Here is a 25197-nt window from a genome sequence, read left to right as displayed (position 1 = left end):
GTGGGAATGAGGTGGGGAACATCAGCGTGGACGGACGGCAATTCGGACAAGCCGGGGACCCACCCCCGGCCCGGTCTGACGCGTCGCTGGCACACCGGATCCGCAGCGTTCTGGCGATCCGGCCATTCCGGCGACTGTGGATCGTCACCTTCATCTGCAGCACGGGCGACTGGCTGTCGCTGCTGGCGTTGTCCGGTCTGATCACCAAACTGACCAACGACTACGCGTTCCAGAACTACGCCTTCTCCGGTGTCGTGCTCACCCAACTGCTGCCGGGCCTGCTGTTCGCGCCCATCGGCGGGCTGCTCGCGGACAGGTTCGACCGGCGCAAGGTGATGGTCGTGTGCGACCTGCTGCGCTGCGGCCTGCTGGTCTCCATCGCCCTGGTGGGCACGCCGGTGTGGCTGCTCGTCGGCAACTTCTTCATCGGCTGCTGCCAGCTGCTGTGGATCCCGTCCAAGGACGCCGCGATCCCGAACCTGCTGCGCCGCAAGGACCAGGTGGAGACCGCCAACCAGCTCGGCCTGGTGATGACGTGGGGCGTCGCGGTCATCTCCGGCGCCGCCCTGTACGCGCTGATCACCGGCATCACCACGCAGCTGCGCGTCAAGCTGGACGACCAGGGCATGACCATGGCCACGATCATCATCTTGATCAACGGCCTGTTCTACCTGACGTCGGCGATCATCGTCGCGACCCGCATTCCTGAGCTGTCCCTCCGCGTCGTCGCACCGGCCAAGGACGGAGCCGATCCGGCCGAGAAGAAGACCGGCATGCTGCTGATGGTGCGGGACGGGTTCCGGTTCGTGCGCAGCACCAAGCTGGTTCGCGGCTTGCTGATCGGCATGATCGGCGCGTTCGCCGCGGCCGGCGCACTGGTCGGCAGTTCCAAGCCGTACTCGTCCAGCCTGCTCGGCGGTGACTCCGCGTTCGGCTGGCTGCTCGTGGCCGTGTTCATCGGTCTGGCGACCGGGATGGCCACCGCGCCGAAGATGGCCCAGCGGATCCCGCACAACCGGCTGTTCGGCATCGCGATCGTGTTGGCCGGGCTCGGTCTGCTGCCGGTCGCCGCGTCTCCGCACCTGTGGATCTCGCTGGTGGCGGTCGCGTTCGTCGGTACGTGCGCGGGCATCGCGTTCCTCACCGGTGTGACGATCATCGGCACCCAGGTCGAGGACGCCATCCGCGGCCGCATCAACGCGATCTACCAGTCGTTGATGAAGATCATTCTGGCGTTGTCGATCATGGTGGTGCCGCTGCTGGTCGGTCTCGTCCAGCGACGCACGATCTCGGTCTTCGGCCATCCCGTGTTGGTCGACGGCACGCGGCCGGTCCTGTTCGGCGCCGGGCTGATCGCCGCGCTGGTCGGCGTGATCGCGTACAAGCAGATGGACGACCGCCGGACCGAGACGATCCTGGCCGACCTGAAGGCGGCCATCCGTGGCAAGCCGCGCCGGTCGACCGGGGTGCTCATCGCCGTGGAAGGCGACACGGCACAGGACACCGCGTCCCAGTCCCGGCTGCTGACCGACTGGCTGCGGCACTCCGGTCGCCGGGAGATCGTGCTGGCCACCGACCCGACCCTGGACGACCGGCGGCTGCGTGCGGTGCTGGCCGGGGCGCAGCTGACCGGTGCTCGGGCGCATGCGTTGGTGGCCGCGGCGGTCCGCGCGGACATCGTGGAACGGGAGATCCGGCCGGCGTTGGACCGGGGCGCGATCGTCGTGATGGAACGTTTCGTGGACAGTCCGTTCGCGCACCTGTCGGCGCTCGCCGGGCTGGACCCGGAGGAGATGGAAGGCCTCACCGACTGGGCGACCGCGAAGCTGCGGCCCGACCTGACCGTGTTGCTCGACCGCGATCCGGCCACGCTGCCCAAGTTCCGGTCGGAGTCGTCCGACCACCACTGGCGGGTGCAGGATCTGTTGCTGGACATGGCTTCCTCGGACCCGGCCCGGTATGTCGTGGTCGAGTCCGACGATGACGACGACGCCACATCGCTGCGGGTCCGGATCGCGGTCCAGGGCGCGATCGCCGCCAAGCGGTTGGGGCTGGCCGAGGACGACGTCGAGTTGACGCCGGTGGAGGCGAAGTGACCGTCTGGTCGCAGGTCGTTGGGCAGGCCAACGCCGTCGAAGTGCTGACCAAAGCGGCGGCTGCGGCGGCCGCGATCGTCCGGGGCGACGGCGGCAGCGGCATGACCCACGCGTGGCTGTTCACCGGGCCACCCGGCTCAGGGCGGTCCGTCGCGGCGAGGGCGTTCGCGGCGGCTCTGGAGTGCGAGACCGGTACGGGTTGCGGTGAGTGTCAAGGGTGTCGTACCACGATGGCCGGGACGCACGCGGACGTACGACTCGTTGTGCCAGAAGGACTTTCCATTTCCGTCGCGGAGATGCGGGCCTTGGTGCAGACGGCGGCGCGGCGACCGACGAGTGGCCGCTGGCAGGTCGTGATCATCGAGGACGCGGACCGGCTCACCGAAGGCGCGGCGAACGCGTTGCTGAAGGCGGTCGAGGAACCGCCTAACCGCACGGTGTTCCTGCTGTGCGCGCCTTCGGACCATCCGGACGACGTGTCGGTGACCATCCGGTCGCGCTGCCGTGGCGTGTCGCTCCGGATCCCCCCGGCCGAAGCCATCGCGGAAGTGTTGGTGCACCGGGATTCTGTTGAGCCGAAGACCGCGCAGTGGGCGGCTTCGGTGTGCGGCGGGCACGTCGGCCGGGCACGTCGGCTCGCGACCGACGAGGCGGCGCGCACCCGCCGTGAGGCTGTGCTTCGCATCCCGTTGGGCCTTCGCCGGCCGTCGGACATCTTCACGTTGGCGGACGATCTGGTGAAGGCCGCCGAGACCGAAGCGTCGGACCAGAGCGACTCCCGGGACGAGATCGAACGTGACGCGCTGAAGACCGCGTTGGGCGCGGGCGGCACCGGAAAGGGCACTGCCGCCGCGACTCGTGGCACCGCTGGCGCGTTGAAGGAGTTGGAGCGCCGGCAGAAGTCCCGCGCGACCCGGACCCAGCGGGACACCCTCGACCTGGCCCTGGTCGACCTGGCCGGCTTCTACCGGGACGTGCTCGTCGCCGGCTCGGGCTCGACCGCCGTCCTGAACCACCCGGACCGCGCGACCGACGCGCGGACCGCCGCCGAGGACTGGTCGCCGGAGTCCGCGCTCCGGCGCCTCGAGGCGGTGCTTGCCTGCCGCGAGGCGCTGGAGCTGAACGTCAAACCGCGGATCGCCATCGAAGCGATGGTGACCACCCTGTACTACGGCTGATCGTCGTCGTCCTGGTCGGCGGGTCCTGCCGCAACCAGCCGACGCAGCCGGTTCGCGGGCAGCCCGGCGACGATCACGACACCCACCAGCAGCATCGCCGCGCCCGTCCAGAACATCGGAATGGCCTGGTACGCGCTGGTGTACGCCAACTTCGGCCCACTGGCCTGCGGGGCCGGACCAGGCCCAGGCGCGGGCGCCCCGGCCGTTCCGCACACCACGCCGCCGGTGGGCGCCGCGGCTCGGGCGACCTGCTCACCCATGGACACCTCGGCGAGTGACGACGGCAGGCCCGGCAGACCCAACGCCTGCGTCGGCAGGACCTGCAGGTCGAGCATGCGGGCGCTGGCCGCGAGCTGGTGGCCCTTGAACGGTTCCGTCGTGTCCTGCGCCTTCTGCTGCAGGCCCGCGATGGTCAGCCGCAGCACGCCGATGTCCAGCTTGAGCTGGCCCAACTGGTTCGCGTTCGACGCGAGCGGCGAGCCCTTCGGCAGGACGTTCATCAGGTCGCCGATCAGCGGCAGGTTCTTCAGGTTGTCCGGCAGCTGGCTGCTCAGTCCCGGCAGCGGGATGCCGATCGGCACGTCGAACGTGGGGTGCGCGGCGTCCAACGTGAACAGGACCTTGTCGCCCTGCTTCACGCTCAGCACAGGTGCGGTGTACTTCACCGTCGACGTCTTGGCGTCACCGGTCGACGTGACCTGCAACGTGGGCTGACTCACCACGTTCAGGGACAGCGCGAACGGCGTGCCGGCGAGCAGGTTCAGGCTCGCGACCTGCAACGTCGACGTCGACTGCACGGCCTTGTTGCTCGTGCCGGGCATGTCCACCAGTTGCACGGTCGACCGCGTGGACAGCGTGTTCGGCAGGCTGATCAACGACCCGGTGCCGCCGCCGGACGGCCCCGGCAGCAGGCCGCCGAGCTGCGCCAACGGGCCGGGCAGGGCCTTCAGCTGGTCGGTCAACGCCTGCAGCTGGTCGGGGTTGAGCTTCGAGTCGGTGAGCTTGCCGGACAGGTCCGTGATCCCGGGCAGCGTGGGAATGGCGTTGAGCAGGCTGAGACTCGCGATGGACTGGCTCGCGTCCGACAACGGGGTCACGCACGGCCCCAACGTGTCGCTCCAACGTGCGTGCGCGCTGCCGTTCAACAGGCCGACCTTGACCAAGGCGTCGAGCGGGGTGGACGGCGGGTTGAGACCGAACGTCGTGGGCTGCTCGTTGTCCGGCGGGGCCGTCTGGGCCACTGTGCCGGGCGACTGCGGGCTGGCCCCCTGAACCGCGACCCCACCCGGCGACGCCTGCGCCACCGAGTGCTCATAGCTGAGGTACGACTCGGAGTTGACCTGCGCGCTCGCCAACCCGAACCCCACCTCGAGCGCGGACTGCTTGGGCAGCTGGTCGGAGTACCCCGGCAGGATCGTGTTCGTCGGCGCCGACGCCGGCAACAACCGAACGATCGACAACCCGGTCCCGGCGTCCCCGATGGCGTGCCCCAGCGGCTGCGGCCCGTTCGGCGCCGACGCGGGCGGGGCGTTCGGGTCGCGTGGCGGCGGAATCGGCGTCGTGGAAGGCTGAGCCGCGGCAGGGGCAGCGCAAAGCGCAAGCACGGCGATCGTCAACGGCAAAGCCATGACTCGGCGCATAGGGAAGGTCCTCCTACAACTGGCGTCACCCGTACCAACGATCAGCCCAGTCCCGGGTGACGCCCGGCCCCTCACCCATCCGGGTGGTGCAAACCCGTTCGCCCCAGCCCGCTACACTGGACGAGGTCACGCCGCCTTAGCTCAGTCGGCCAGAGCAACGCACTCGTAATGCGTAGGTCAAGGGTTCGATTCCCTTAGGCGGCTCCATAGTGGACGGTGAAGACCTCGGTTGAACTGGGGTTTTTACCGGCTTTTCACACGCGAGTGCTTGTTCGTGTTTCTGCATGGTTGCCCGGCGGTTGCCCGCGACGTTCCGCACGGGTGTCCGGTGGACTGCTTCGGGAGCGGCAAACTCCGTCTAGGTTGAGCGCTCCCAGTTAGACGTCTTCAGCCTATTTGTGCTGGTCACGGGTGATGAAGTGTCCGCCTTGTGGGCTGCGGGGAATCTGGGTTCGGTGGGTGTCGCTGGCGCGGGAGCGGTTGCTACTCGACCGTAGAGTCCGGAGAATGCGTTGGTCATAGGTTTGCCGCCGCGTACTGTCCAAGTTGGATGGAGAGGGCGTCAACGGGCCGTCTACCTGGGTCTTTGCTCGACCTTGCGGCATGGACTTCCACTGCGGCTAGTCGGTTGATGGTCCATGAGTTGGTTGTGTGAACCGTAGGGCTGCCCATCTCCCTGCTAGGCCGCGCTGCGGAGCATCTGGTGCCCGCGAACCCGAACAGGTGTCGTCAGCCGGTTGGAAGTGGGCCGCTGGGAGGTCGAGCTCGCGGTCGGGCGATTCGATTATCGAGTCGACGGACTAGCACTTTCCAGAAAGTCTAGGATGTTCCGACTTTCCGGAAAGTCAAGATCAGCCGAACCATGCTTCTGCGCAGTGTATTCGCGGCTAGATAGCTTGGGAGGCGTTCAGTGTGCCATCGAACCAGTCGCCAGAAAGTCGAGATTTGTAGCCCGCGCGAATCCGTGCTTTGCTGATGACACTCGCTCAGCTATCGCGAGGTGCGCCGACTCATGGAAGGAAGACGCGGGACATGACTGTCTTCATCTGGATCGCGGCTGTTGTGGTCCTGGGCTTCCTGATCACGCTCATGGTGGCCTTACGAGGAAGTACCCCTGCTGAGCGAGCCGTCATCATCCGCGCGCTCGCCGAGCTTGCCCGCGGCCTCCGCGGCTCGAACAACAAGGTAATCGAGCATGCGAACACCGAAACACCTGACGAGAAGCGCGCGGACAGCGCCAGTACGACGAGTAAGCAGTGACCGCTTGAAATCATTCGTGGCGGTGAATGCTCGGCGCGGCGACTTTGTAGAAATTTCCTCCGTGCGGTCAATGGCGACCAGGGCATCCCCACGGTGGTGTCATTCCGGCGCGACAACTTCGAATGTGGAGGAGACTGGCGGTGATGTGGCGCCAAACCGCTGACTGCGGATGAAGATAACGCAGTAATTGCCCTTAGCGGGATTCAGGCGGAACGGCATGCCCAGATAGGACCCGACTGAACGGAACAAGGTCGTGCTTCGGTCAATAAAAACAGTATTACCCTCCATCGTGCTCGTGGCCGGATGGGTACTGGTTCCCAGTTCCCCTGGCAATGCCTCCTCGCCGATCAACATGTGTGCCAACCCGATTCTCGCCAGCACCTTGAGTGGCTGGGGCTCGCTTGACGGGGGCTGGGTGACGCGGGACCCCATCGGGGACCTGCCAGGAATCAGCTGGGCATTCGACACCGGCGGACGTCGGTTCTACATGCCACAGTTCGACGTCGCCCCCGGTCAGACCTGGACGGTGGGCGCCGAAGATCGTGTGGTGTCCGGGTCCGGGACGGCCAAGATCGCGGTCGACTTCGACTGGAACCTCGACGCCGTGCACGACTGCCTCCGCGGAGGGTTCGGCGCGCAGGCTCCGTTTCGACTGGGGTGGCACGATTCGGCCGTCGCCCGCGAGCACCTCGTCGCCGGCTACGATCGGCACAACCTGCATCCGGCGATCACCCGGGAGTATCTCCTGGACATGCTCACGGAGCACCGGGTCGAGCTCGACCCGCGCTGAGACGTGCGCCGTCAGCCCGGTGAAGCTCACTGGAGGACCGTTCCGCAACGCGGGACATCTAGACTTCGCTACCAACGGGCAGAACGCGGATCCTTCACCTCACGCGGATCGAGAGCCATGCCGCTGATCGGTAGTTCGCCCAACGCACTCAACTGCCGAAGAGTGTGCGTTCGGAGAATTGTGTTCAAGGGTTTCGACACGTGGCCCTCGTACAGGAACTTCGGGACGAAGTCCGTGGAAGGACTGTCGACCGAAATCGTGTGATCGCCAGAATTGTCACCGAGCAGATGTCCTCAGCGTGGCGCGGTGGGACAGCGTTCGGCGTGGTCGAGCAGGTTGCGCTGCGGTCGGCTCGGGAGGGACGGATTCCGGGAACCATGGCTGGGTTATCGGGTGTCTCTCGTTGCGGAGTGGGACTCTCCGCGTAAGTGCCGCTGGCCTTTCGATACCGACGAGTTGGGGCAGGAGGAATCTTCTGCGTCAGGTGTGTTTACGCGTGTCACGTGGTGGTGGTCCGTCCCGCGCCTGTCCCCGCCGTCCGTCAGGACGGGGTGGCGGGGGTGTCATGCGAACACGATCGGCATTCACGCGGAGGGACGGGGTGGCGGCAGCGGGACGTGCGGGGGACCGCGAGCGGGCACAGGAGGCGCTCCGCCATGCCCTGGTCGACGTCGGCAAGGATGGGGATCCCGGCCGCGTACTCGCCGAGGAGTTCACCGCCTTGGCGATGGAGGTGGCCAGGACGGCCACACCCGATCTGGAGCACGACCTGGACGCCCGATTCCTGTTGGGCTCATTGCACTGGCGCCGCTACCAAGCTCTTCCCGCCGGGCAGGGCCACCTCGACCGGGACCGCGCCATGGATCTGTTGACGGCCGTCGCCGCCACGAGACCCGAGGTCACGGCCCTGGTGGCCGTCCGACATTCCACGCTGATCGACGAGAGCCAGCTCAAGAACCATGCGGTCGGGCTCCTTGAGATCTACCAGCGGACCGCGGACTTAGCCGCCTTGGACGAAGCCATCGGTGTTCTCCGCCACGCCGTGCGGACGATCGACACTGGTCACCCAGACTTCGTGGCCTTGTTGTCCGCCCTCGGCTGCGCCGTGCAGAGCAGGTGCGAGCGAACCGGGAACCCGGCTGCCCTGGACGAGGCCATTGATGCCAGTCGTCGTGCGCTACGGGCGACCCCCAGCGACCACCCCGACTTCGTCGCGAGGTTGGCCAACCTCGGCGTCATCTTGCAGAGGAGGGTCGAGTTGACCGGTGGCTCGGCCGTGTTGGACGAGGCCGTGGATCTCTGTCGCCGCGCGGTGCAGGTGTATCTCGCCAACTACCCGGACCTCGAGGAACCCCTGTCCACCCTGAGCATCGTGGTGCGCAACGAGTCGGGGCGGGACGTGGAGCAGGACGACTTGGACGAGGCGATCGGCGTTCTCCGCCGCGCGGTGCGGGACACTCCCGCCAACGCTCCCGACCTCGGCGGACTTCTGTCCAACCTCGGCAACGCCCTGAGGTTGAAGTTCGAGCAGACCGGAGATCTGGCCGTTCTCGACGAGGCCGTTGACGTCCTCCACCTCGCGGTGACGGTCATCCCCGCCCACTATCGCGATGGTGGCGCGGGCCCGGCCAACCTCGCTGACGCTTTGCAGCGGAGGTTCGAGTGGACCGGTGACCTGACCGCCTTGGAGGCAGCCATTGATGCTGGCCGTTTCGCGGTGCAGAACACTCCCACCCACGATCCCGGCTTCAGCAGACGCCTGTCCGCCCTCGCCTCCGCCTTGCGGGACAGGTTCGAGCGGACCGGTGACCTGACCGCCTTGGAGGACGCCGTCGATGCAGGCCGTCGTGCGCTGCGGGCAACCCCGGCCGATCACCCTGAGCTCGGCTGGCGCCTGTGCAACCTCGGCGACGTCCTGCGGGTGAGGTTCGAGCAGACCGGGGATCTGGCCTCTTTGGAGGAGGCTGTTGATGCCAGTCGTCGTGCTGAACGAGCAATCCGCAACGGCCCCGCCGACTCTCACCCTTTCCTGTCCACTCTCGCCGCCACCCTCCGAATGAGGTTCGACCGCACCGGCGACATCGCGGACCTCAACGAGGCCGTGGACGTCCTCCGCCCCGGCAGCCAACCAAGTCTGCTCAGTCCCGCGCTGCTGTGTTTGTACGAGGCGACCGGTGACTTGGCCTCCTTGGAGGAGGCCATTGATGCCGGTCGTCGTGCTGTGCGGACTCTGCCCGCCGGCCATCCTGGCTTGTGCTGTTGCCTGTCCAACCTCGGCAACGCCCTGACGGCGAGGTTCAAGCGGACCGGAGACCTGTCCGCCGGGAACGAGGCCGTCGCCACTCACCACCACGCGGTGCGGGCCACCCCTGCCGACAGCCCACACCGCGCCATACACCTGTTCAACCTCGGCCTCGCTCTGGTGCTCAAACACCAGCACACCGGACAACGGGCCGTGGTCGACGAGTCCCGGACGTGTTTCGTGCGCGCGCAAGCTGTCAGAACAGCTCAGGTGGATATCCGAATCCGGGCAGCCGTGCGAGCAGCCCATGCGGACCTCTTCACCGGGAACACCGCGCATGCCTTGTCCATGGCCGAAGAGGCGGTCGCGATGCTGGGGTTGCTCGCGCCGCGGCGGCTACACCGCAACGACCGGCAGCACCGCGTCACCCGCCAGAGCGGAATGGCGTCGCTCGTCGCCACCGCAGCCTTGGGCGTCGGGAACCCGCGGCGTGCGGTCGAACTGCTCGAACAGAGCCGGGGTTTGCTGATCACCGACACCCTCGACACCCGCAGCGACCTGTCCGCCCTCCGCAGGCACGCGCCCGACCTGGCCGAGGAGTTCACCCGCTTGCGGCAGCAGCTCGACGCCCTCGACCACGAAGTCGAAAATCCCACCCAACACGACATGCAGGCGCGGGAGCGTGTCATCGACCGGTGGCACCAGCTCCTCAAGCGCATCCGCGCCATCCACGAGCTGCGCTACTTCCTCCTCCCACCACCCGTCGAACACCTCCGCGCGGCCGCCGCCCGAGGGCCCGTGGTCTACGTCGTCGCCTATGACCAGACCGGCTACGCCCTCGTCCTCCGCGACGATCCAGGCCACCCCGTCACCGCCATCCCCCTACCCGACCTCACCCAGGACGCCGTCGACCGGCACGTCGCCCTACTCCGCGCCACCGTCCCCGGCAGGCGCCCGGATCGGGAGGTCGAACCTCCGGTGGACGAGGCAACCGCACAGCAGGCTCAGCAGCGGGTCTTGGATGTCCTGGCGTGGATGTGGGACACGATCACCGGCCCTGTCCTCGACCACCTGGGCCTCACCGACCCACCAGCCGACGGCCAGCCCTGGCCCCGCCTCTGGTGGTGCCCCGTCGGCGCGGTCACCGCCCTGCCCCTGCACGCGGCGGGCCACCACACCACCGACCTCGGCATAGCCGGCCGCGGGGACACGGTCATGGACCGCGTCGTCTCCTCCTACACACCCACCGCCCGCGCTCTCCTGCACGCCACCAACAACACGGTCGAACCCGACTCCCGCACCCTGGTCGTAGCCGCCCCCGACGTGCCCGACACCCCCCACCTCACCGGCGTGGCCACCGAGGCCGAGCACCTCCGCGGTCTCATCCCCGCCGCCACCATCCTGCCCCCGGCAGGCCACACCACCACCCGCGACGCCGTCCTGGACGCCCTGCCACACCACGCCATCGCCCACTTCGCCTGCCACGGCCACGCCGACTACACCGACCCCACCACCAGCAGGCTGGTCCTGCACGACCATCACACCAGCCCGCTCACCCTCGCCCACATCACCGCCCTGCACCTCACCAACGCCCGACTCGCCTACCTCTCCGCGTGCAGCACCACGGCCACGAACTCACAACACGCCGACGAGGCCACCCACCTCACCACCGCCTTCCACCTCGCCGGATACCGCGCCGTCATCGGCACCCTCTGGCCCATCGACGACACCGCCGCCACCACAATCGCCCACGACACATACCAACACCTCACCCACGACGGCACCACACCGCCCGACCCCACCCGCGCTGCCCACGCCCTCCACCACGCCGTCCGCCGATACCGCGACACCCACCCCCGACGCCCCGCCCACTGGGCGGCCCACGTCCACACCGGACGATGATCACGATGCCCCGCCGGTTCACGCCAGCGAAACCTGGCGGGCTGAGCCAGAGCTCGGACGCGTGGCATTACCTGAAGCAGCCCGGCTCACCAGACTATCGATCCACGCGCTGCGCCACTACGACGACGTCGGCCTGCTGATCCCGGCCGACACCGATCCGCAGACCGGCTCCCTAGGTATGCCGCGTCGCCGCCGCAGGTCACTCAGAGTCGAGGCCGGCAACCTGGTTCCGGACAAGCCGGCCAGCCGGGCCATTTCCCGACCGCTCGGCATACCGACCAAACGGTCCAGTTGAACGATCCACGACTTCAACTCGTCGCCCGGCCCGGTGTCCGGGGTCGGGCGCGGTGTGTCGTCCATCGCCAACCTCCTCGCCACCATGTCGGCAGGCCGCACCCCGTCGTTTCAGTCCGACCTGACCGTCCGACATCACCGTCGGATCCGACTCGGACCGACTACTCCGGCCCGCCTGGTTTCGTGAATCCATGTCAGCAACACGTCCGACACCGGACACCGCGGCCGCGCGGATGATCCTCTACCTCATGGCCATCGCCTTCCACGCCGGCTGGGAGAAGTTCATCCGACTGGTCATTCTGTTGATCGTCACCACCGCGGCGGTCGGTGGCCTGGCAGTCCTGCTCGGCCCGTACGCGACCACCGCACTAGGCCTCAGCACACTCGCCAGCCGAACTCGTGCACGGCGGACCCGACGTCAGGGCAACGCACGGCCATAGGAATGGTTTGCCGCTATTCCTTGTCCTTGGCGTGCATTTCCTCAGGTGAGGGTTGCCCTCACTGTGGGCGACGTCGATCCCGGCAGACGTCAGTCTGTCCGCGCCCTGCGGAAATAGAGAACTGGCGCGGAGTTTCCCTTCAGCTCTCTCGCCTGTTGCGGGCTGTTGCCCGACGGTACGCCGGGCAACACGCTGCTTCTCGGAATCCTTGGCGGGGCTTGGGGAACGCAGTGTCGCCGAAGGGTGCGCGGGCTGCGGACGTCGTTGCCGGGCAGGCTTGGTGGCCAGTCCTGCTCGATCCAACGCCAGCGCGGTGACATCGACGTCCTGGCGGAACCAGCGCAGGCCCAGTACCGCTTGGCTGAAGCAGGTCAACGCCCGGCTCGTCTTGCGGGTGCCGCGTCGGCGGCGTTCAGCGTGCAGCAGTCCGCCCAGGTACTGGGCCAGTTCGCGGGGCACGTCGAGTATGGCACGATAGCTGATCACGGGGAGCTTCCTGGTCCGGACTTGATCTTCGCAAATCCAGTCCTACCAGGGGCTCCCTGGCCAACTTCCTGGGCCCGGCCCCGCGTCCCGACACCTGACCGCATGGCGTATGTGCGTGCGCTCCTTCGGCATTCACCACCGCGATCTTGGTGAGATCACTTCACTGAGCGAGGACAAAGCTGGGACTCATTCTACCTCGATTCCTGTTCGACCGTGGACGCGGCCTGGTCACCACCCGCACCATCCAAGTCTTGCCCGCCCCCACCGGATTTGCCGTTCCCGCACGTCGCGAATCGATTTCGATGCTCGTCAACCAGAGCTTTGGGTGACGAGCCGCGCGCCAACGCGACTCGCCACCGCGCGAGACAACTAGTTAACGTTGAACGGGGAATGTTTGCAGCCCGAGTCTTTCCTCGATCGGATCGCCGTCGAGGAACCGGACATCGAAAATGGCCGCACCGATGAAGAACTGAGTGAACAGCGGGACGTCACATTGCGCGCCGACAATGAACGGAGTACCTGACGCGGACTGGTTGGGATTGATGCCACACAAATTGTAGCTCGTGTTGTCGAGAGAGAAGAACAGGCCGACCGTGATCGTGGCGCGGGCGATCGGCCCGTTGCAGAAGAGGGTGGCATTGGTGCCGATGATCCGGCCATCCCCACCGGGGCCGATCACGGCCGGGTCGCTGACCTCAGCCAAACACGTCGTCCCTGTCACGCCCGTGGGGCTGGCGGACCGAATTACCAGGGAATGCCGCCCGGTACCGGCCTGGATACGGACGGACTTCATGCTGACCGCCCGGGCGAACCCGGGAATCGTCCGCTGCACTACGGCCGTCGCGCTGTTCGGTCCCGAGAGTGGCGTGACCGGCGCGGCAGTGGCCGGTGCCGACGAAAGAGCCAACGCGGATGAAACGGCCACAAAGCCGATCACTGCGCGGTGTATCCAGTTGAACTCGCGATACATCGTAGTTGTTCCCCTTTCTCGCTTGAGATCAATTCCGGAATCGGCCATGCGGCCGATCCGGTCGGTACGATGATCGGGGCTGACCAACCGCCCACTTCCCCACGCGGCAACAGTCGAAGGTTACGGAAAGTGGCCAGTTGACTATGCGACCGGTTAACTTGAGGAGCCGGAATAAGGCCGAGTTACAGGTTGGATCATTCTTGGTCAACGGCAGTATCCGATCTCTTCGCTCATCGGTCCAACGATTTTGTTGTCCAGGAAAGGGTTGACGTTGGTTTTGAGGTCGGTGTCGAGAATATCCGCCAAAGCCTTGGCCGACCTCGCGCACGGCGTCATCAGGCCGATCTGGGTGTTCAGATTCGTCTTCTGTGTCGTCAGGGTGCGGTTGTCCGCGTTGGCCTGCGTCAGTTGGCCTTGGACGTCAGTCAGTGTGTTCTTCGTCGTCGACACTTCGTGGGTGGTCAAGTCCAGACGGCTTTGGGCACGGAAGTAGAGCGTGCCTAGGGCGCCCGCGCCGCCGAACAGCACCAGAACCAGAACCAGCAGAGTGATTGTGGCTCGGCTGCGCCGCTTGCGTGACGCGGTAGGTATCGAGGCAACCAGCGGATACGTGTCGTCGCCAGCGGTATGGGCGAGCTCCGTGGGAACGGTCTGCGTCACCACCGGGGGTGGCGCTGGAGGTGTGGGCTGAACCGGCTGAGTTGGCAACGAACCGGCGTCGACAGTCGTCGGCGGGGTTGGAAACAGCGGTTGTTCGGGGTCTGACGAGAGCTGCTGCCTCGTGAAGTCAGATTCGGACATGGCACACGCCGCTTCCTTGGGATTGTCGGCGAGGGGTATCGATGCTGCCTGCAGGATGCACGGGCAATGTTGCCCAGGTGCTGAGTAACGGTTGAGTTGCCTGGTCAGATAGTGGAGGTGAGACTCCTGCCGTCGGCTGCCAGGGGATTGGCGATGGGGATCGAGTTCCGGCTACTCGGGCCGGTTGAGGCTTGTCTGGGCGATCGGCAGATTGTGATCGGCTACCGACAGCTGCGGTGCATGCTCGCGGTGCTGTTGATCGAGGCCAATCGCGCCGTGCCAGCCGACGACTTGGCCGACCGCGTCTGGGGTACGCGCCGCCTGCCACACCGTCCGCGCCGCGCGGTCCAGCACAGCATCGCTTTGGTGCGTCGCGCGCTGGCGTTGACGATGGAGGCCAGGATCGATCGTAAGCCGACCGGCTACCAACTCACGCTCGACACCCAGACGGTTGACCTCCATCGTTTCCGTGCACGGTTGAACCAGGCCGCCACGGAACGGGACCAGGGTGCTGCCGTGTTGTTCGAGCAAGCGCTCGACCTGTGGCGCGGGGAACCATTCAGTGGCTTGGACACCCCGTGGCTCAACGCCCAACGCGACATCCTCAAAGCACAACGCCATGCGGCGCAGCTGGATCTCACGGACATCCAGCTACGACAGGGGCGGCACACCTTGCTCCTGGCCGACCTGGCCGATCAGGTCCAACAGCATCCACTGGATGAGCGCCTGGCCGGGCAGTACCTGCTCGCGCTCTACCGCAGCGGGCGCCAAGCCCATGCCCTGCAGCACTACCAGCACCTGCGGCACCGGCTCGCGGAGGAACTCGGGGCTGATCCGAGCCCGCCTCTGCAGCAGCTGTACCAGCAGATCCTCGTTGCTGACCACGCGCTGACCGTATCGGCAACGCGCCGCGAACCCGTACCTCGTCAACTGCCGGCTCAGCCAGGGCTGTTCGTCGGCAGAACGCAGGAGCTGAGATTCCTCACCACGGCACTGGACGAACGCGAAGGGGCCGACGGTGCTCTTCGGATCCTGGCCATCAGTGGGATCGGCGGGGTCGGCAAAACCTGGTTGGCGCTGCAGTGGGCACACCAGCACCTCCACCGCTTCAAGGACGGGCAGCTGTACGTCAACCTGCGTGGGTTCGACCCGTCCGGCCAGCCATTGCCGGTGTCCGTGGCGCTGCATGGGCTCCTCGACGCGTTCGGCGTGGACGCCGCGGCGATACCGGCGGATCTCGATGCCCAGGTCGGGCTCTATCGCAGCTTGCTCACCGGCAAACATGTGTTGATCGTGCTGGACAACGCCTATGACACCGACCAGGTGGTGTCGTTGTTGCCTGGTACCCCGACGTGCATGGTGCTGGTCACCAGCCGTCGCCGCCTCACCGGTCTGGTTGGTCGGCACGGCGCGCGTGCCGTGCAACTGCGCATGTTCTCACCCGCTGATGCGCACGAACTGTTGGCCAGCCATCTGGGTGCCGACCGTCTGGCCGCCGAACCCCAACCGGCGAAGGAGCTACTCGACAGCTGCGCCGGCCTGCCGTTGGCCCTTGGTGTGGTCGCTGCCCGTGCGGCAGCACACCCCGACTTCCCGATCGCGGTGTTGGCCGGCGAACTACACGATCGCGCGGGTCGCCTGGACGCGTTGGACGGCGGAGAGTTGGCCGACAACGTGCGTGCGGTGCTGTCCTGGTCCTTCAACGCACTCCAGGCTGACACGGTCTCCGTATTCTGCCTGCTTGGGCTCGCACCAGGACCGGACATCAGTACGGCGGCCGCCTCAAGTCTTGCCGCGCTACCGATGACGCGAACCAGGACTGTCCTGCGGGAACTGGAGAATGCGTCCCTAATCCAGCAGCATGCCCCAGGACGCTACTTGATGCATGACTTGGTGCGTCTGTTCGCCGTTGATCAAGCCCATGGTCGTATCTCGTCTGGTGCTGCCGAGCCGCTGCGGCGCCTGGCCGGCTTCTACCTACACACCGCCTACCACGGTGACCGAATGCTCTTTCCCAGCCGTGACGCGATCTCGATCGGAGACCCGCCCGTCGGCTGCCATTTCCTGCCGTTGCAGGGCAAGGCTGAGGCGTTCGTATGGTTTACCGCTGAACAGGCGAACATACTGGCGATCCAACGCGTCTGCCATGAGCAAGGCTGGTACACGGAAGCGTGGCTTATCGCGCGAACGCTGACCACCTTCCACTGGCGGCGTTGGAATTTCCAGGACGACATCGCCGCGTGGACCACGGGAGCGGCGGCGGCCGACGCGCTGTCTGATCCAGTCGCACAAGTGTGGACACATCGAGCGCTTGGTCATGCCTATTCCCGTGCCAGGCAGCCAGTTGAAGCTTTACAGTATTTGAGGCGCGCCCTCCGTATGGCTGTAGCGGCCCATGACCTGGACGGCCAGGCGGGCACGCACCAGGGTCTGGCCTGGGCGTTGGCGGCACAAGGGAACTATCGGCATGCGTTGCACCACGCTACCCGCGCCCTGCGACTGTACGAGACGTTGGATATTCCAATGTGGACGGCACGCGCGCTAAACTCGGTTGGTTTATATCAGGCACAGGCTGGTGACTACACAAGGGCTCGTGAGTCGTGTAAGGCGGCTCTCGCGTTGGCTCGCCAGTGTCGTTATCAAGACGGCGAAGCAAACACGCTGGACAGCTTGGGCTATATCGCGCACCGCACTGGCCGGAATTCTGAGGCCGTGGACTACCACAAACGAGCACTGAGGGTGTTCCGTGACCTCGGGCATGCATACCAGGAAGCCAACACATTGGCCAACATCGCCCAGACCTACGCGGAACTCGGTGACGAAGGGCAGGCTCGGGCAGCGTTACGCCAGGCGCTGGAACTCTATGAGCAGCAAGGACGTCTCACCGACGCCAATCGTATCCGACGGCAGTTCGGGATGTCCGAACCCCGGCCTGTGCTGAGCCAATGAAGTGATCTCACCAAGATCGCGGTGGTGAATGCCGAAGGAGCGCACGCACATACGCCATGCGGTCAGGTGTCGGGACGCGGGGCCGGGCCCAGGAAGTTGGCCAGGGAGCCCCTGGTAGGACTGGATTTGCGAAGATCAAGTCCGGACCAGGAAGCTCCCCGTGATCAGCTATCGTGCCATACTCGACGTGCCCCGCGAACTGGCCCAGTACCTGGGCGGACTGCTGCACGCTGAACGCCGCCGACGCGGCACCCGCAAGACGAGCCGGGCGTTGACCTGCTTCAGCCAAGCGGTACTGGGCCTGCGCTGGTTCCGCCAGGACGTCGATGTCACCGCGCTGGCCCGCGATCACGGAATCTCCCGCGCAACCGGCTACCGCTACCTCGACGAGGTCATCACAGTTCTCGCCGATCAGGCACCGGACCTGCACGATGCCTTACAACGAGCCAAAGACGACGGCATAACCCACCTGATCCTGGCTGGGAAGCTGTTCTCCGCCGACCGCTGTGGCGAGCAGATCACCAGCGTGAAAGGGCAGCAGATCGACGCGTGGTACTCGGGAAAGGCACACGAGCACGGCGGCAATATCCAAGCGCTCTGCGCGCCCACCGGGTTTCCGCTGTGGGTCAGCGCTGTCGAGCCCGGCTCGGTCCACGACTTGACCGCCGCCCGGGAGCACGTGCTGGGCGCACTGTACGGGGCGGCCTCGCAACTCGATCTGCCGACGCTGGCCGACGGCGGGTACACCGGGGCCGGCATCGGCGTACACACGCCGATCAAGCAACCCGCCGACGGCCTGGTACTCGATGTGGACAACCGTGCCTACAACGCTCTGCTGCGTGGTCTGCGGTGTCTGGGCGAACGTGGCTTCGCCCTGCTCACCGGACGCTGGCGAACGCTGCGACACATCACCGCGAGCCCACGCAAGATCGGTGACATCGTCAAAGCCGCACTCATACTTACCCATTTCGAACACGGCCGACTCACCTGAAAGTTGGTGAGATCACCTCACTAAGTGGCCACCGGGATTCGATTGGCGCGGCGCCGGAGTCACCGAGATCGCTTTAAAAATGATAGCGAGGAGCCGGTCTCCCGCCTGCACTGCTTGGCCAGACTCGCCTCGGCGTGGGCGAGTGACGCGCCAGAACGGAGTCGCGGGCAATAGGGGCACACCGGACGACCGTCACGTGGACTGCCGTCTGCTGGAAGCCCTCCGGCACACCGCCAGCCCTCGTGCCCTCACCCACGTCGTCGCCACCGCACTGGTCTGCACCCGTATGGCCGACTCGGTGATCTTTCATCTTCACGGACATCGCTCACTCAAACGGACGACACTCCTTGCGCGGCACTGCGCCGAAACACGGTGTGGGCGTTTGGGTGACTGCTCGGTGACTCGGCTCGATCAACTGGCAGCGGGACTATTACGGCCGTGCGGTCTGCCGACTGCCGCCTCTCGATGGCGTGATCACACTGAATGTTCACGCGGTACTCGGCGACTTGGTGCGGCCTTGATGACTTCGGCCAGACTCAGCCAGAATCAAGGATCGGATGTCATCTACCGGCTGGTGGTGATCAAGTATTGACCGAGCCCGGTGGCGGGGAGCCCGTCGCAGATGTGCGCAACGAGATGTCCGGCGAGGTCAGGGCTCTCGTGCAGGCTGGTTCTGTCACTGGCGGGGTACATGTCCACCCCGGCCGATCGAGCACGATCACGCCGCGGCAGTTGCCGGCGGCGACCCCGTGGTTTGTCGGGCGAGGACCTGAGCTCGATGGCCTCTCCCAGGCGCTGATGTCGGCTGTCGACGGCGACGCCTGCGCCAGAATCGTGGTCATCGGGGGTTCAGCTGGAATCGGCAAGACTGCCCTGGCACTGCATTGGGGGCACCTCGTTCACGAGGGTTTTCCCGACGGGCAGCTTTACCTCAACCTGCGTGGGTTCGATCCCGCCGGCCAGCCCATGGGGATCGGTGTCGCGCTTCGAACACTGCTCGAGTCCTTCGGTGTGCTGGATGATCGACTGCCGACGACCGAGGACGCGCAGGCCGCCCTGTACCGGAGTTTGACGGCAGAGCGGCGCATGCTCGTCATCCTCGACAACGCGGTGAGTGTCGACCAGATTCGGGAACTGCTGCCGGGCAGCCCAACCTGCCGCACGCTGGTGACCAGCCGCAACCGGCTCGACGAGCTGTCCATCGTCTACGGGGCCCGACCGATCCGGCTCACCAAACTGACGGCCGACGAGGCGGACCAACTGTTCTCCCGCCACGTGGGAGCCGTGCGCATGGCGGCCGAGGCAGATCACGCGGCCACCATTGTCGACTGCTGCGGCGGGCTCCCGCTCGCGTTGAGTATCGCGGGAGCCCGCGCGGCTGCGCGACCCAGCTTCTCGCTCGGAATGCTCGCCGAAGAGCTCCGCAACGCCGAGCAGCGCCTGAGCGGCTTGGCCGCTGTCGACGGCACGGCCTTGGACGTGCGAGCCGTGTTCTCCTGGTCTGTCCGCCGCTTGCCGCCGGCGGCAAGCCGTCTCTTCGGGCTGATCGGGCTGCACCCAGGTCCCGATATCTCCACTCCCGCCGCGGCGGCCCTGAGCGACCTGCCGTCGAACGACACACGGCGCATTCTGGAACAGTTGACCCGCGCGCATCTCATTGACGAGGCCACACCAGGCCGCTACACGATGCACGACCTGCTCAAAACGTACGCCGCGGCCACAAGTGGGTTCGACGACTCAGACGGGCCGGGCAATGCCATTCGGCGGGCACATGACTACTACCTGGGCATGTCCTTCAGGGCCGATCGGGTTCTCGCACCTGCTCGCAGATCCGTGGCGCCACTGTCCGAACCGTCTCCCGGGACCTGGCCCGCAGTGACGACTGAGCACGACGCGATGGCGTGGTTCCATGCCGAGTACGCCAATCTGATGGCGGTCATCATGGATCCAACGTGGGCCAGTGACCACGGCCGTACATGGCGGCTCGCGTGGACACTCGTGACCTTCATGCGCCGCCGTGCCCGCTGGCAGGACAGCGTCACCATGCTTCCACACGCGCTGAATGCGGCGACCATGGACGGCGACACCGTCGCCGTCGGGCACGTGCACCTGGACCTGGGCCGGGCGCTCCTCTATCTCGGGCGGCACGACGAGGCGCTCACGCACTATTACCAAGCGCTGAAACACTACACCGACTCGAAGTACTATCGAGGCAAAACAAATGCGATGAATCACATCGGTCAGGCACATGAACGGTTGGAAGATTTCACCTCCGCGCTCGACTGGTACCAGCAAGCCCTTGTGTTACTTCGCGAGCAGGACGACGCTGCCGAGCAGGCCGCGGTGCTGAACAACATGAGCTGGGCCTATTCCTGCCTCGAGGACTTCGGGCAAGCTGTCGAACACGCCGAGTGTGCGCTCGCGATCCGATGGGACTCGACCCTCCGCGAAACGCGCGCTCACACGATGGACAGCCTGGGCTACGCCTTGGCCGGTCTGCGTCGCTACGACGACGCCACACGAATGTACGAGGATGCTCTTGTAATTTTTCGGGACCTTCGGCACCGTCACGCCGAAGCCATCACTTCGTTCAATGCCGCGAATGCATACGCGCAGGCCGGTGACGTGGCGAACGGCCGCCGACTGGGGGAAGCCGCAGTGGCCATCTACGTCGACCTGACACTTCCGGAGCCGGCTGCCGCGGTTCGTGCCTGGCTGCGCGAACTGGACGATGCCGCATTGCCCCCAAACAGATGCTGACAGACAGTTTCGGCCATGCGAGTCTGGGCGGACGCACCTGGCAGACAGGAGGCTTCATGGTCAATCACTCAGAACCCGGCTGGCGAAAGAGCCGGGCCTGCGCCAGCTCAGGCGGCTCGGACTGCGTCGAGGTCCTCGTTACCCCGCTCGCCGAGCGGCTACGGGACTCGAAGAACCCGAGCCACCAGCTGCGACTACCCCGCGGGAGCATCTCCGCTCTGGGAAGGTCGGTGAAAACTGACGATGATCCCGTCTGACGCTCAGTGGCGCCGCGCACTCCGTTGCAGCTCTTCGGGTTCCAGTTGTGTGGAACTGACCCTCGCCAAGAATAGCTGCTACGTGCGGAACTCGAGAAACGTGTGTCGTATGCTGCATTTCTCTGGAGCCGCCTGGCGAGTGTTTCTCGACCTGACCAAACTCACCGAACCACCGCGATAACAGGAGGGATCGCACTCCTGCAGATCTTGAAGGCCGGGCTTACGGCGGTCGCGGGTCAAAGTTCAGTCCCGTGTGGACGAAGAACGCATCGATCAACCCCGGCCGGTACTGGATCCGTTTGAGCCGATTCCTCACGATGGCGACAAGCTGGTCGAGGCCATGAACGATCAGGTTCCCAGGTTGCCTTTGATGGCGCTAGTTGATCACCAATTGGCGCCATCAGGGCTTGGAGTACGCCGTCGACTGGCCGTCGCTCGACGGCGGTAGCGAACGCCTCGGCGATGTCGCGGTCGCCGAATCGCCAGGGCACGGCGGCGATCACCCCGCGTCCACTCCTCGTGGTGGGCCGGGTGGTCGCCTCCTGGAGGTCGCTCGCACCCACAGGAACAGACGCACCGCGACCGCCCGACTGCAGGCCATCGACCCCCGGCGGCCAGCTTGAGTGCCACGTCACGATCGGGGCCTCGATGACCCAGAAGCCGGCGAGGCCCCTTCTTGTTTCGTTGTCTCGTTGCCGGCCTGACAACCGGCCCATTTCGACCTGACACGGTGCACCGCCACGATCCGCCACACCCGACCCCGCCAGGCATACGGCGAATACCCCTACCAGCCGGCACTCACGCAGGCGCCACGCCGACGGGTCGGCGCTGCCCGGTGCCATCCGTACTGCGACCTATGCTGCCGCCCAACGCAGAGAATCAACGTACGAATACGTCCGGCAGAATGAGGTAGCGGCAACCATGGCCCAGAAAGTCACTGTCCAGCTTGTCGATGACCTAGATGGCACCACCACACAAGGCATCACCACCGTCACCTTTGGACTCGACGGCGTACAGTACGAGATCGACCTCACCCCCACCAACTCCGCCAAACTCCACAACCAGCTCGCTGACTACGTCGACGCCGCTCGCCGCACCGGTGGACGCGCCAAACGGGGCACCACACCCACAGCATCCACTCCCGCGGCCAGCCGCGAGCAAACCAAAGCCATCCGCGACTGGGCCCGCCAGAACGGCTATGACCTGTCCGACCGCGGCCGTATCCCCACCACCGTGATCGACGCATTCGAAACGGCACACGCCAGCAAAGGAAAGAAAAGATAGCCCGGCACCCCAGCCGCGACGCGCCCTCATCACCGCAATATCCCGACTCTCGCGGCCAACCGACGCGCCGCTTGCCGAACGGGAACCGGGTGGCGCATCGGCGCCTCCTGTATCAGGAGTGACTGTTTCGCCACCCTGGTCCACCACTCATACCCGCCCCGCAGCGTCCGCCTCGACGTGAGATGGCCGTTAGCTCGGTTTGGTGCGTCGCGCCGAATAACAGCACGAACTGGCCGGACAAGAGCCAGAACACGGACGGGGCTAGGACGGTGCTGTGGTCGGTCAGTTTGTTCTGTCGACGTGCCTCGAGGAAACCGCGGTCGAGGGTGACGCAGTAGACGCGGGCCAGGCGATCCTCGCCCGCCAAAGCCCGGCACGCGTCGTAGATCATGCGGTCTTCGTAGTCCCATGCCTGGTTGAGGTTCTCGGTAGGACCGTTGGACTCCTCCGGAGTGATCGAGCGCGGCGAGTCCTCGGTACAAGGCGGTCAGGGTGCGGCCGAGGCGGGCCACCTCGGGCCCGGGGCGCTCGCGGGTAGCGGTGATCAGGTGCTTGGCGTCGGTCCGAAGACCCCCTCACCCGGTCGCGGCCACACCAGCCCGGTGTGGCCGGTAGCGGCGGCGTCGATGCCCAGCGGGCGCGTGCTCGTAGCCAACGGCAGCGACGATGCGACCGTCCAGTTGTGGGATCTATGACAGCGCACGATGAAGCCCGACTGGTGACCGCTGCGTGCCCAGTATCCGGCGTCCGCCGTCGGTGACGCACGGAGCGGGGGGTTTCCTGGTGCTCGCCTGCCTGTCTGGCTTCGCCGTTCGTTGTGGACATCATGTCGTTCACGGCCCATCCCTCCCGTCGTGGTGACTGCGGCGGCCACACTCAACGTTCATCTCGCACCATTTCCCGCTGGCCGGATTCCCCGCCTCGTCGACACCCCTCGTCCGGTCGTTTGGCGCCCGACGTCAACGCTCAGGCGTAACACGCCTTCAGGGGCCGTGCGGGCGGCTCAGAGTGCCATTCCCGCCGCTCAAGGCCCCACAGGCAGCCCTTCGGACTGCTAGTTGATCGTCGCAGGGTCATGCGGGGCCTACACTCTGCGATGCAGAGAGAGGGGGACGTGCCGCCCGCTCGGATGGGGCGGTGGAGATCACATGGAGCAGAAGATGGGCCGGCGGGGCGCTGAACGTCTCCGGTATCTGGTCAACAAGCTGGCTGCTCTTCCAGCCGAAACAGAGTGGGTCGAATTCAAGGAGAATAACGCCAAGCCAGAAGAGATCGGCGAGTATATTTCAGCACTTTCGAATGGCGCGGCCCTGAGCTCCCAGACAAAGGGGTATCTAATATGGGGCCGTCAGAGACTCGGATCATGCGATTGTCGGAACGACAGTCCAGCCGATGTCAGCCAAGGTCGGAAACGAAGATCTCATTGCTTGGCTCACTCGGCAGATCCACCCTCAGGTACACTTCGAGTTTAAAGAATGCGAGATCGATGGCAAGCGCCTGGTCATACTCGAGGTTGCTGCCACTCACGCAAGCCCTGTAAGGTTCAAGGATTTCGAGTACATCCGCATTGGCTCCTACAAGAAGAAATTGCGTGACCATCCCGACCATGCGCGCCGCCTGTGGGCGGTATTCAATGAGGTTTCATTCGAAGACAGCGTCGCAATGTCGGCATTGGATGGCCAGGAAGTGGTTGACCTGATCGACTATCCCAGCTACTTCACTCTTCTGAAAAGGCGCCTGCCAGACGGACTGCCGGGGATCCTCGAAGGCCTTTCGTCCGACTCGATAATCCATCGTACCGCCGACTCGGATGACTGGAACATTTCAAACCTAGGGGCTGTTCTCTTCGCTCGCAACCTGTCCGACTTCCCGTCATTAAAACGGAAGGCGTTGCGAATAATTCGATATGCTGGAAATAATCGGATCAGCGGCCGCGAGCAACTCGGTGTCAAAGGGTACGCAAGTGGATTCGCAGGAGCCGTCCGTTACCTCAACGGCATACTGCCCATGCGGGAGGTCATGGGTGAGGCACTGCGGGTGGACGTGGAGGTATATCCGCCAATTACGGTTCGCGAGCTACTGGCTAATGCGCTTGTCCATCAGGGTTTTTCCCAGAGCGGCAATGCACCTATGGTCGAGGTTTTCGACAATCGAGTTGAATTGACAAACCCAGGGCTTCCCCTTGTCGATCCGGCAAGGTTCGTCGACGCTCCACCTAAATCGCGCAACGAAAGACTGGCATCATTGATGCGGAGGGCCGGCGTATGCGAAGAGCGGGGTAGCGGTTGGGACAAGATCGCTGTCGAGGTTGAGCTCAATCAGTTGCCCGCCCCGAAAGTGGAGCTGCCGAGCAGCAGCACTCGGGTTATTCTCTTTGGACCCAAGACGTTCCAGGACATGGACAAGGCCGAGAGGCTGCGTGCGGCGTACCTACACGCATGCTTGCGGTACGTGGCAGGGGAACAGCTCACCAACGCGTCCCTCCGTGAGCGGTTCGGCCTGGACCAGAGCAGTGGATCGCAGATCAGTCGACTGATCAGCGACGCCGTCGACGACGAGCTGATCACCCCGTTTGACCCGACCGCCAACCGGCGCTTCATGAAGTACGTCCCGGCCTGGTCCGTGGACGGCAGCAACTCTCTATGACGCCCAATTGCATTCGCCTGTGACGCAGGTCACATTCACACCGCGCGAATCACCCTGACCTGCGAGAACACGTGCAAGCGTCTAGCCCGATGTGAGTGGCGTCTCATCGCCGGGTCACCTGAACGGGTGATGTTGCAAGCGTGGTGCTCGACACTCCAGGCTCACGGTCACGCAGCCGCTACAGACCGGTGATACCGGCGTACCCCGGCAC

At 65.5% G+C, this 25197-nt stretch carries 18 protein-coding genes and 1 tRNA gene; 15 read left to right on the top strand and 4 right to left on the bottom strand.

Translation table 11 applies throughout. The annotated features are described in order from the left end of the window. Positions 1-11: 11 nt before the first annotated feature. Positions 12-2096, top strand: coding sequence for a bifunctional MFS transporter/dTMP kinase (locus tag EV192_RS00165; RefSeq protein WP_132109926.1), 2085 nt, complete (start codon positions 12-14; stop codon positions 2094-2096). Then, entirely contained in the window at positions 2093-3274 is a 1182-nt protein-coding gene (locus EV192_RS00160; protein ID WP_132109924.1) for a DNA polymerase III subunit delta', read from the top strand. The genes EV192_RS00165 and EV192_RS00160 overlap by 4 nt, the downstream gene beginning before the upstream one ends. Here EV192_RS00160 and EV192_RS00155 read toward each other — a convergent pair. Then, positions 3265-4902, bottom strand: coding sequence for a hypothetical protein (locus tag EV192_RS00155; RefSeq protein ID WP_243726541.1), 1638 nt, complete (start codon positions 4900-4902; stop codon positions 3265-3267). The genes EV192_RS00160 and EV192_RS00155 overlap by 10 nt on opposite strands. A 142-nt stretch (positions 4903-5044) precedes the next feature. Here EV192_RS00155 and EV192_RS00150 point away from each other — a divergent pair. Both EV192_RS00150 and EV192_RS00145 read left to right on the top strand, forming a co-directional pair. After that, positions 5045-5121, top strand: a tRNA-Thr gene (locus EV192_RS00150). A gap of 825 nt (positions 5122-5946) precedes the next feature. After that, entirely contained in the window at positions 5947-6174 is a 228-nt protein-coding gene (locus EV192_RS00145; protein ID WP_132109922.1) for a hypothetical protein, read from the top strand. 99 nt (positions 6175-6273) lie between these two features. Here the strand turns inward: EV192_RS00145 and EV192_RS00140 are convergent, their stop codons facing one another. Further along, positions 6274-6528 (bottom strand): hypothetical protein, encoded by a 255-nt coding sequence (locus EV192_RS00140; RefSeq protein ID WP_132109920.1) that lies wholly within the window; start codon positions 6526-6528, stop codon positions 6274-6276. Between the two features lie 61 nt (positions 6529-6589). Here EV192_RS00140 and EV192_RS54550 point away from each other — a divergent pair, with 61 nt between their 5' ends. The 4 genes from EV192_RS54550 (at position 6590) to EV192_RS00120 (ending at position 11842) form a co-directional block, all read left to right on the top strand. Next, the gene (locus EV192_RS54550; protein WP_207925843.1) at positions 6590-6964 is read left to right on the top strand and encodes a barstar family protein; all 375 of its coding nucleotides are present in this window, start codon (positions 6590-6592) and stop codon (positions 6962-6964) included. Between the two features lie 601 nt (positions 6965-7565). Next, a complete protein-coding gene (locus tag EV192_RS00130) occupies positions 7566-11108 on the top strand; it encodes a CHAT domain-containing protein (protein WP_165960151.1) in 3543 nt (1180 codons plus the stop codon). A gap of 61 nt (positions 11109-11169) precedes the next feature. Continuing rightward, positions 11170-11403, top strand: coding sequence for a MerR family DNA-binding transcriptional regulator (locus tag EV192_RS57260; RefSeq protein ID WP_424923324.1), 234 nt, complete (start codon positions 11170-11172; stop codon positions 11401-11403). Positions 11404-11593: 190 nt separating this feature from the next. Further along, complete coding sequence (locus EV192_RS00120; protein ID WP_132109914.1) at positions 11594-11842, top strand: hypothetical protein; 249 nt, start codon at positions 11594-11596, stop codon at positions 11840-11842. A gap of 859 nt (positions 11843-12701) precedes the next feature. Here the strand turns inward: EV192_RS00120 and EV192_RS00110 are convergent. Further along, positions 12702-13385 carry a hypothetical protein gene (locus EV192_RS00110; RefSeq protein WP_132109912.1) on the bottom strand — a complete coding sequence of 228 codons (684 nt, stop codon included), beginning with the start codon at positions 13383-13385 and terminating at the stop codon, positions 12702-12704. Between the two features lie 117 nt (positions 13386-13502). Further along, positions 13503-14099 carry a hypothetical protein gene (locus tag EV192_RS00105; RefSeq protein WP_132109910.1) on the bottom strand — a complete coding sequence of 199 codons (597 nt, stop codon included), beginning with the start codon at positions 14097-14099 and terminating at the stop codon, positions 13503-13505. 153 nt (positions 14100-14252) lie between these two features. On the opposite strand from EV192_RS00105, the gene EV192_RS00100 reads away from it, so the two are divergent. The 7 genes from EV192_RS00100 (at position 14253) to EV192_RS00065 (ending at position 24986) form a co-directional block, all read left to right on the top strand. Next, entirely contained in the window at positions 14253-17048 is a 2796-nt protein-coding gene (locus EV192_RS00100; protein ID WP_132109908.1) for an AfsR/SARP family transcriptional regulator, read from the top strand. Positions 17049-17208: 160 nt separating this feature from the next. Further along, the gene (locus EV192_RS00095; RefSeq protein WP_132109906.1) at positions 17209-18039 is read left to right on the top strand and encodes a transposase family protein; all 831 of its coding nucleotides are present in this window, start codon (positions 17209-17211) and stop codon (positions 18037-18039) included. Positions 18040-18663: 624 nt separating this feature from the next. Beyond that, on the top strand, positions 18664-20799 hold the full coding sequence (locus EV192_RS00090) for an ATP-binding protein (protein WP_165960150.1): 2136 nt from the start codon (positions 18664-18666) through the stop codon (positions 20797-20799). Continuing rightward, on the top strand, positions 20793-21056 hold the full coding sequence (locus EV192_RS00085) for a DUF397 domain-containing protein (protein ID WP_341770823.1): 264 nt from the start codon (positions 20793-20795) through the stop codon (positions 21054-21056). Before EV192_RS00090 ends, EV192_RS00085 begins: the two co-directional genes overlap by 7 nt. Then, the gene (locus EV192_RS57255) at positions 21043-21237 is read left to right on the top strand and encodes a DUF397 domain-containing protein (protein ID WP_132109900.1); all 195 of its coding nucleotides are present in this window, start codon (positions 21043-21045) and stop codon (positions 21235-21237) included. The genes EV192_RS00085 and EV192_RS57255 overlap by 14 nt, the downstream gene beginning before the upstream one ends. Before the next feature lie 740 nt (positions 21238-21977). Further along, entirely contained in the window at positions 21978-22340 is a 363-nt protein-coding gene (locus EV192_RS00070; protein WP_132109898.1) for a histone-like nucleoid-structuring protein Lsr2, read from the top strand. 1392 nt (positions 22341-23732) lie between these two features. Continuing rightward, on the top strand, positions 23733-24986 hold the full coding sequence (locus EV192_RS00065) for an ATP-binding protein (protein ID WP_207925842.1): 1254 nt from the start codon (positions 23733-23735) through the stop codon (positions 24984-24986). The last annotated feature ends 211 nt before the right edge of the window (positions 24987-25197 follow it).

Origin of the sequence: Actinocrispum wychmicini, assembly GCF_004345645.1 — a bacterium.
GTDB lineage: Bacteria > Actinomycetota > Actinomycetes > Mycobacteriales > Pseudonocardiaceae > Kibdelosporangium > Kibdelosporangium wychmicini.
This window is presented reverse-complemented; position numbering and strand designations above follow the sequence as displayed.

Excerpts from the sequence above, each read along its gene's own strand:
- EV192_RS00155 (WP_243726541.1), bottom strand. The coding sequence starts at position 4,902 with ATGGCTTTGCCGTTGACGATCGCCGTGCTTGCGCTTTGCGCTGCCCCT.
- EV192_RS00145 (WP_132109922.1), top strand. The coding sequence starts at position 5,947 with ATGACTGTCTTCATCTGGATCGCGGCTGTTGTGGTCCTGGGCTTCCTG.
- EV192_RS00140 (WP_132109920.1), bottom strand. The coding sequence starts at position 6,528 with ATGTTGATCGGCGAGGAGGCATTGCCAGGGGAACTGGGAACCAGTACC.
- EV192_RS00120 (WP_132109914.1), top strand. The coding sequence starts at position 11,594 with ATGTCAGCAACACGTCCGACACCGGACACCGCGGCCGCGCGGATGATC.
- EV192_RS00105 (WP_132109910.1), bottom strand. The coding sequence starts at position 14,099 with ATGTCCGAATCTGACTTCACGAGGCAGCAGCTCTCGTCAGACCCCGAA.
- EV192_RS00100 (WP_132109908.1), top strand. The coding sequence starts at position 14,253 with ATGGGGATCGAGTTCCGGCTACTCGGGCCGGTTGAGGCTTGTCTGGGC.
- EV192_RS00085 (WP_341770823.1), top strand. The coding sequence starts at position 20,793 with ATGCTGACAGACAGTTTCGGCCATGCGAGTCTGGGCGGACGCACCTGG.
- EV192_RS57255 (WP_132109900.1), top strand. The coding sequence starts at position 21,043 with ATGATCCCGTCTGACGCTCAGTGGCGCCGCGCACTCCGTTGCAGCTCT.
- EV192_RS00070 (WP_132109898.1), top strand. The coding sequence starts at position 21,978 with ATGGCCCAGAAAGTCACTGTCCAGCTTGTCGATGACCTAGATGGCACC.
- EV192_RS00065 (WP_207925842.1), top strand. The coding sequence starts at position 23,733 with ATGTCAGCCAAGGTCGGAAACGAAGATCTCATTGCTTGGCTCACTCGG.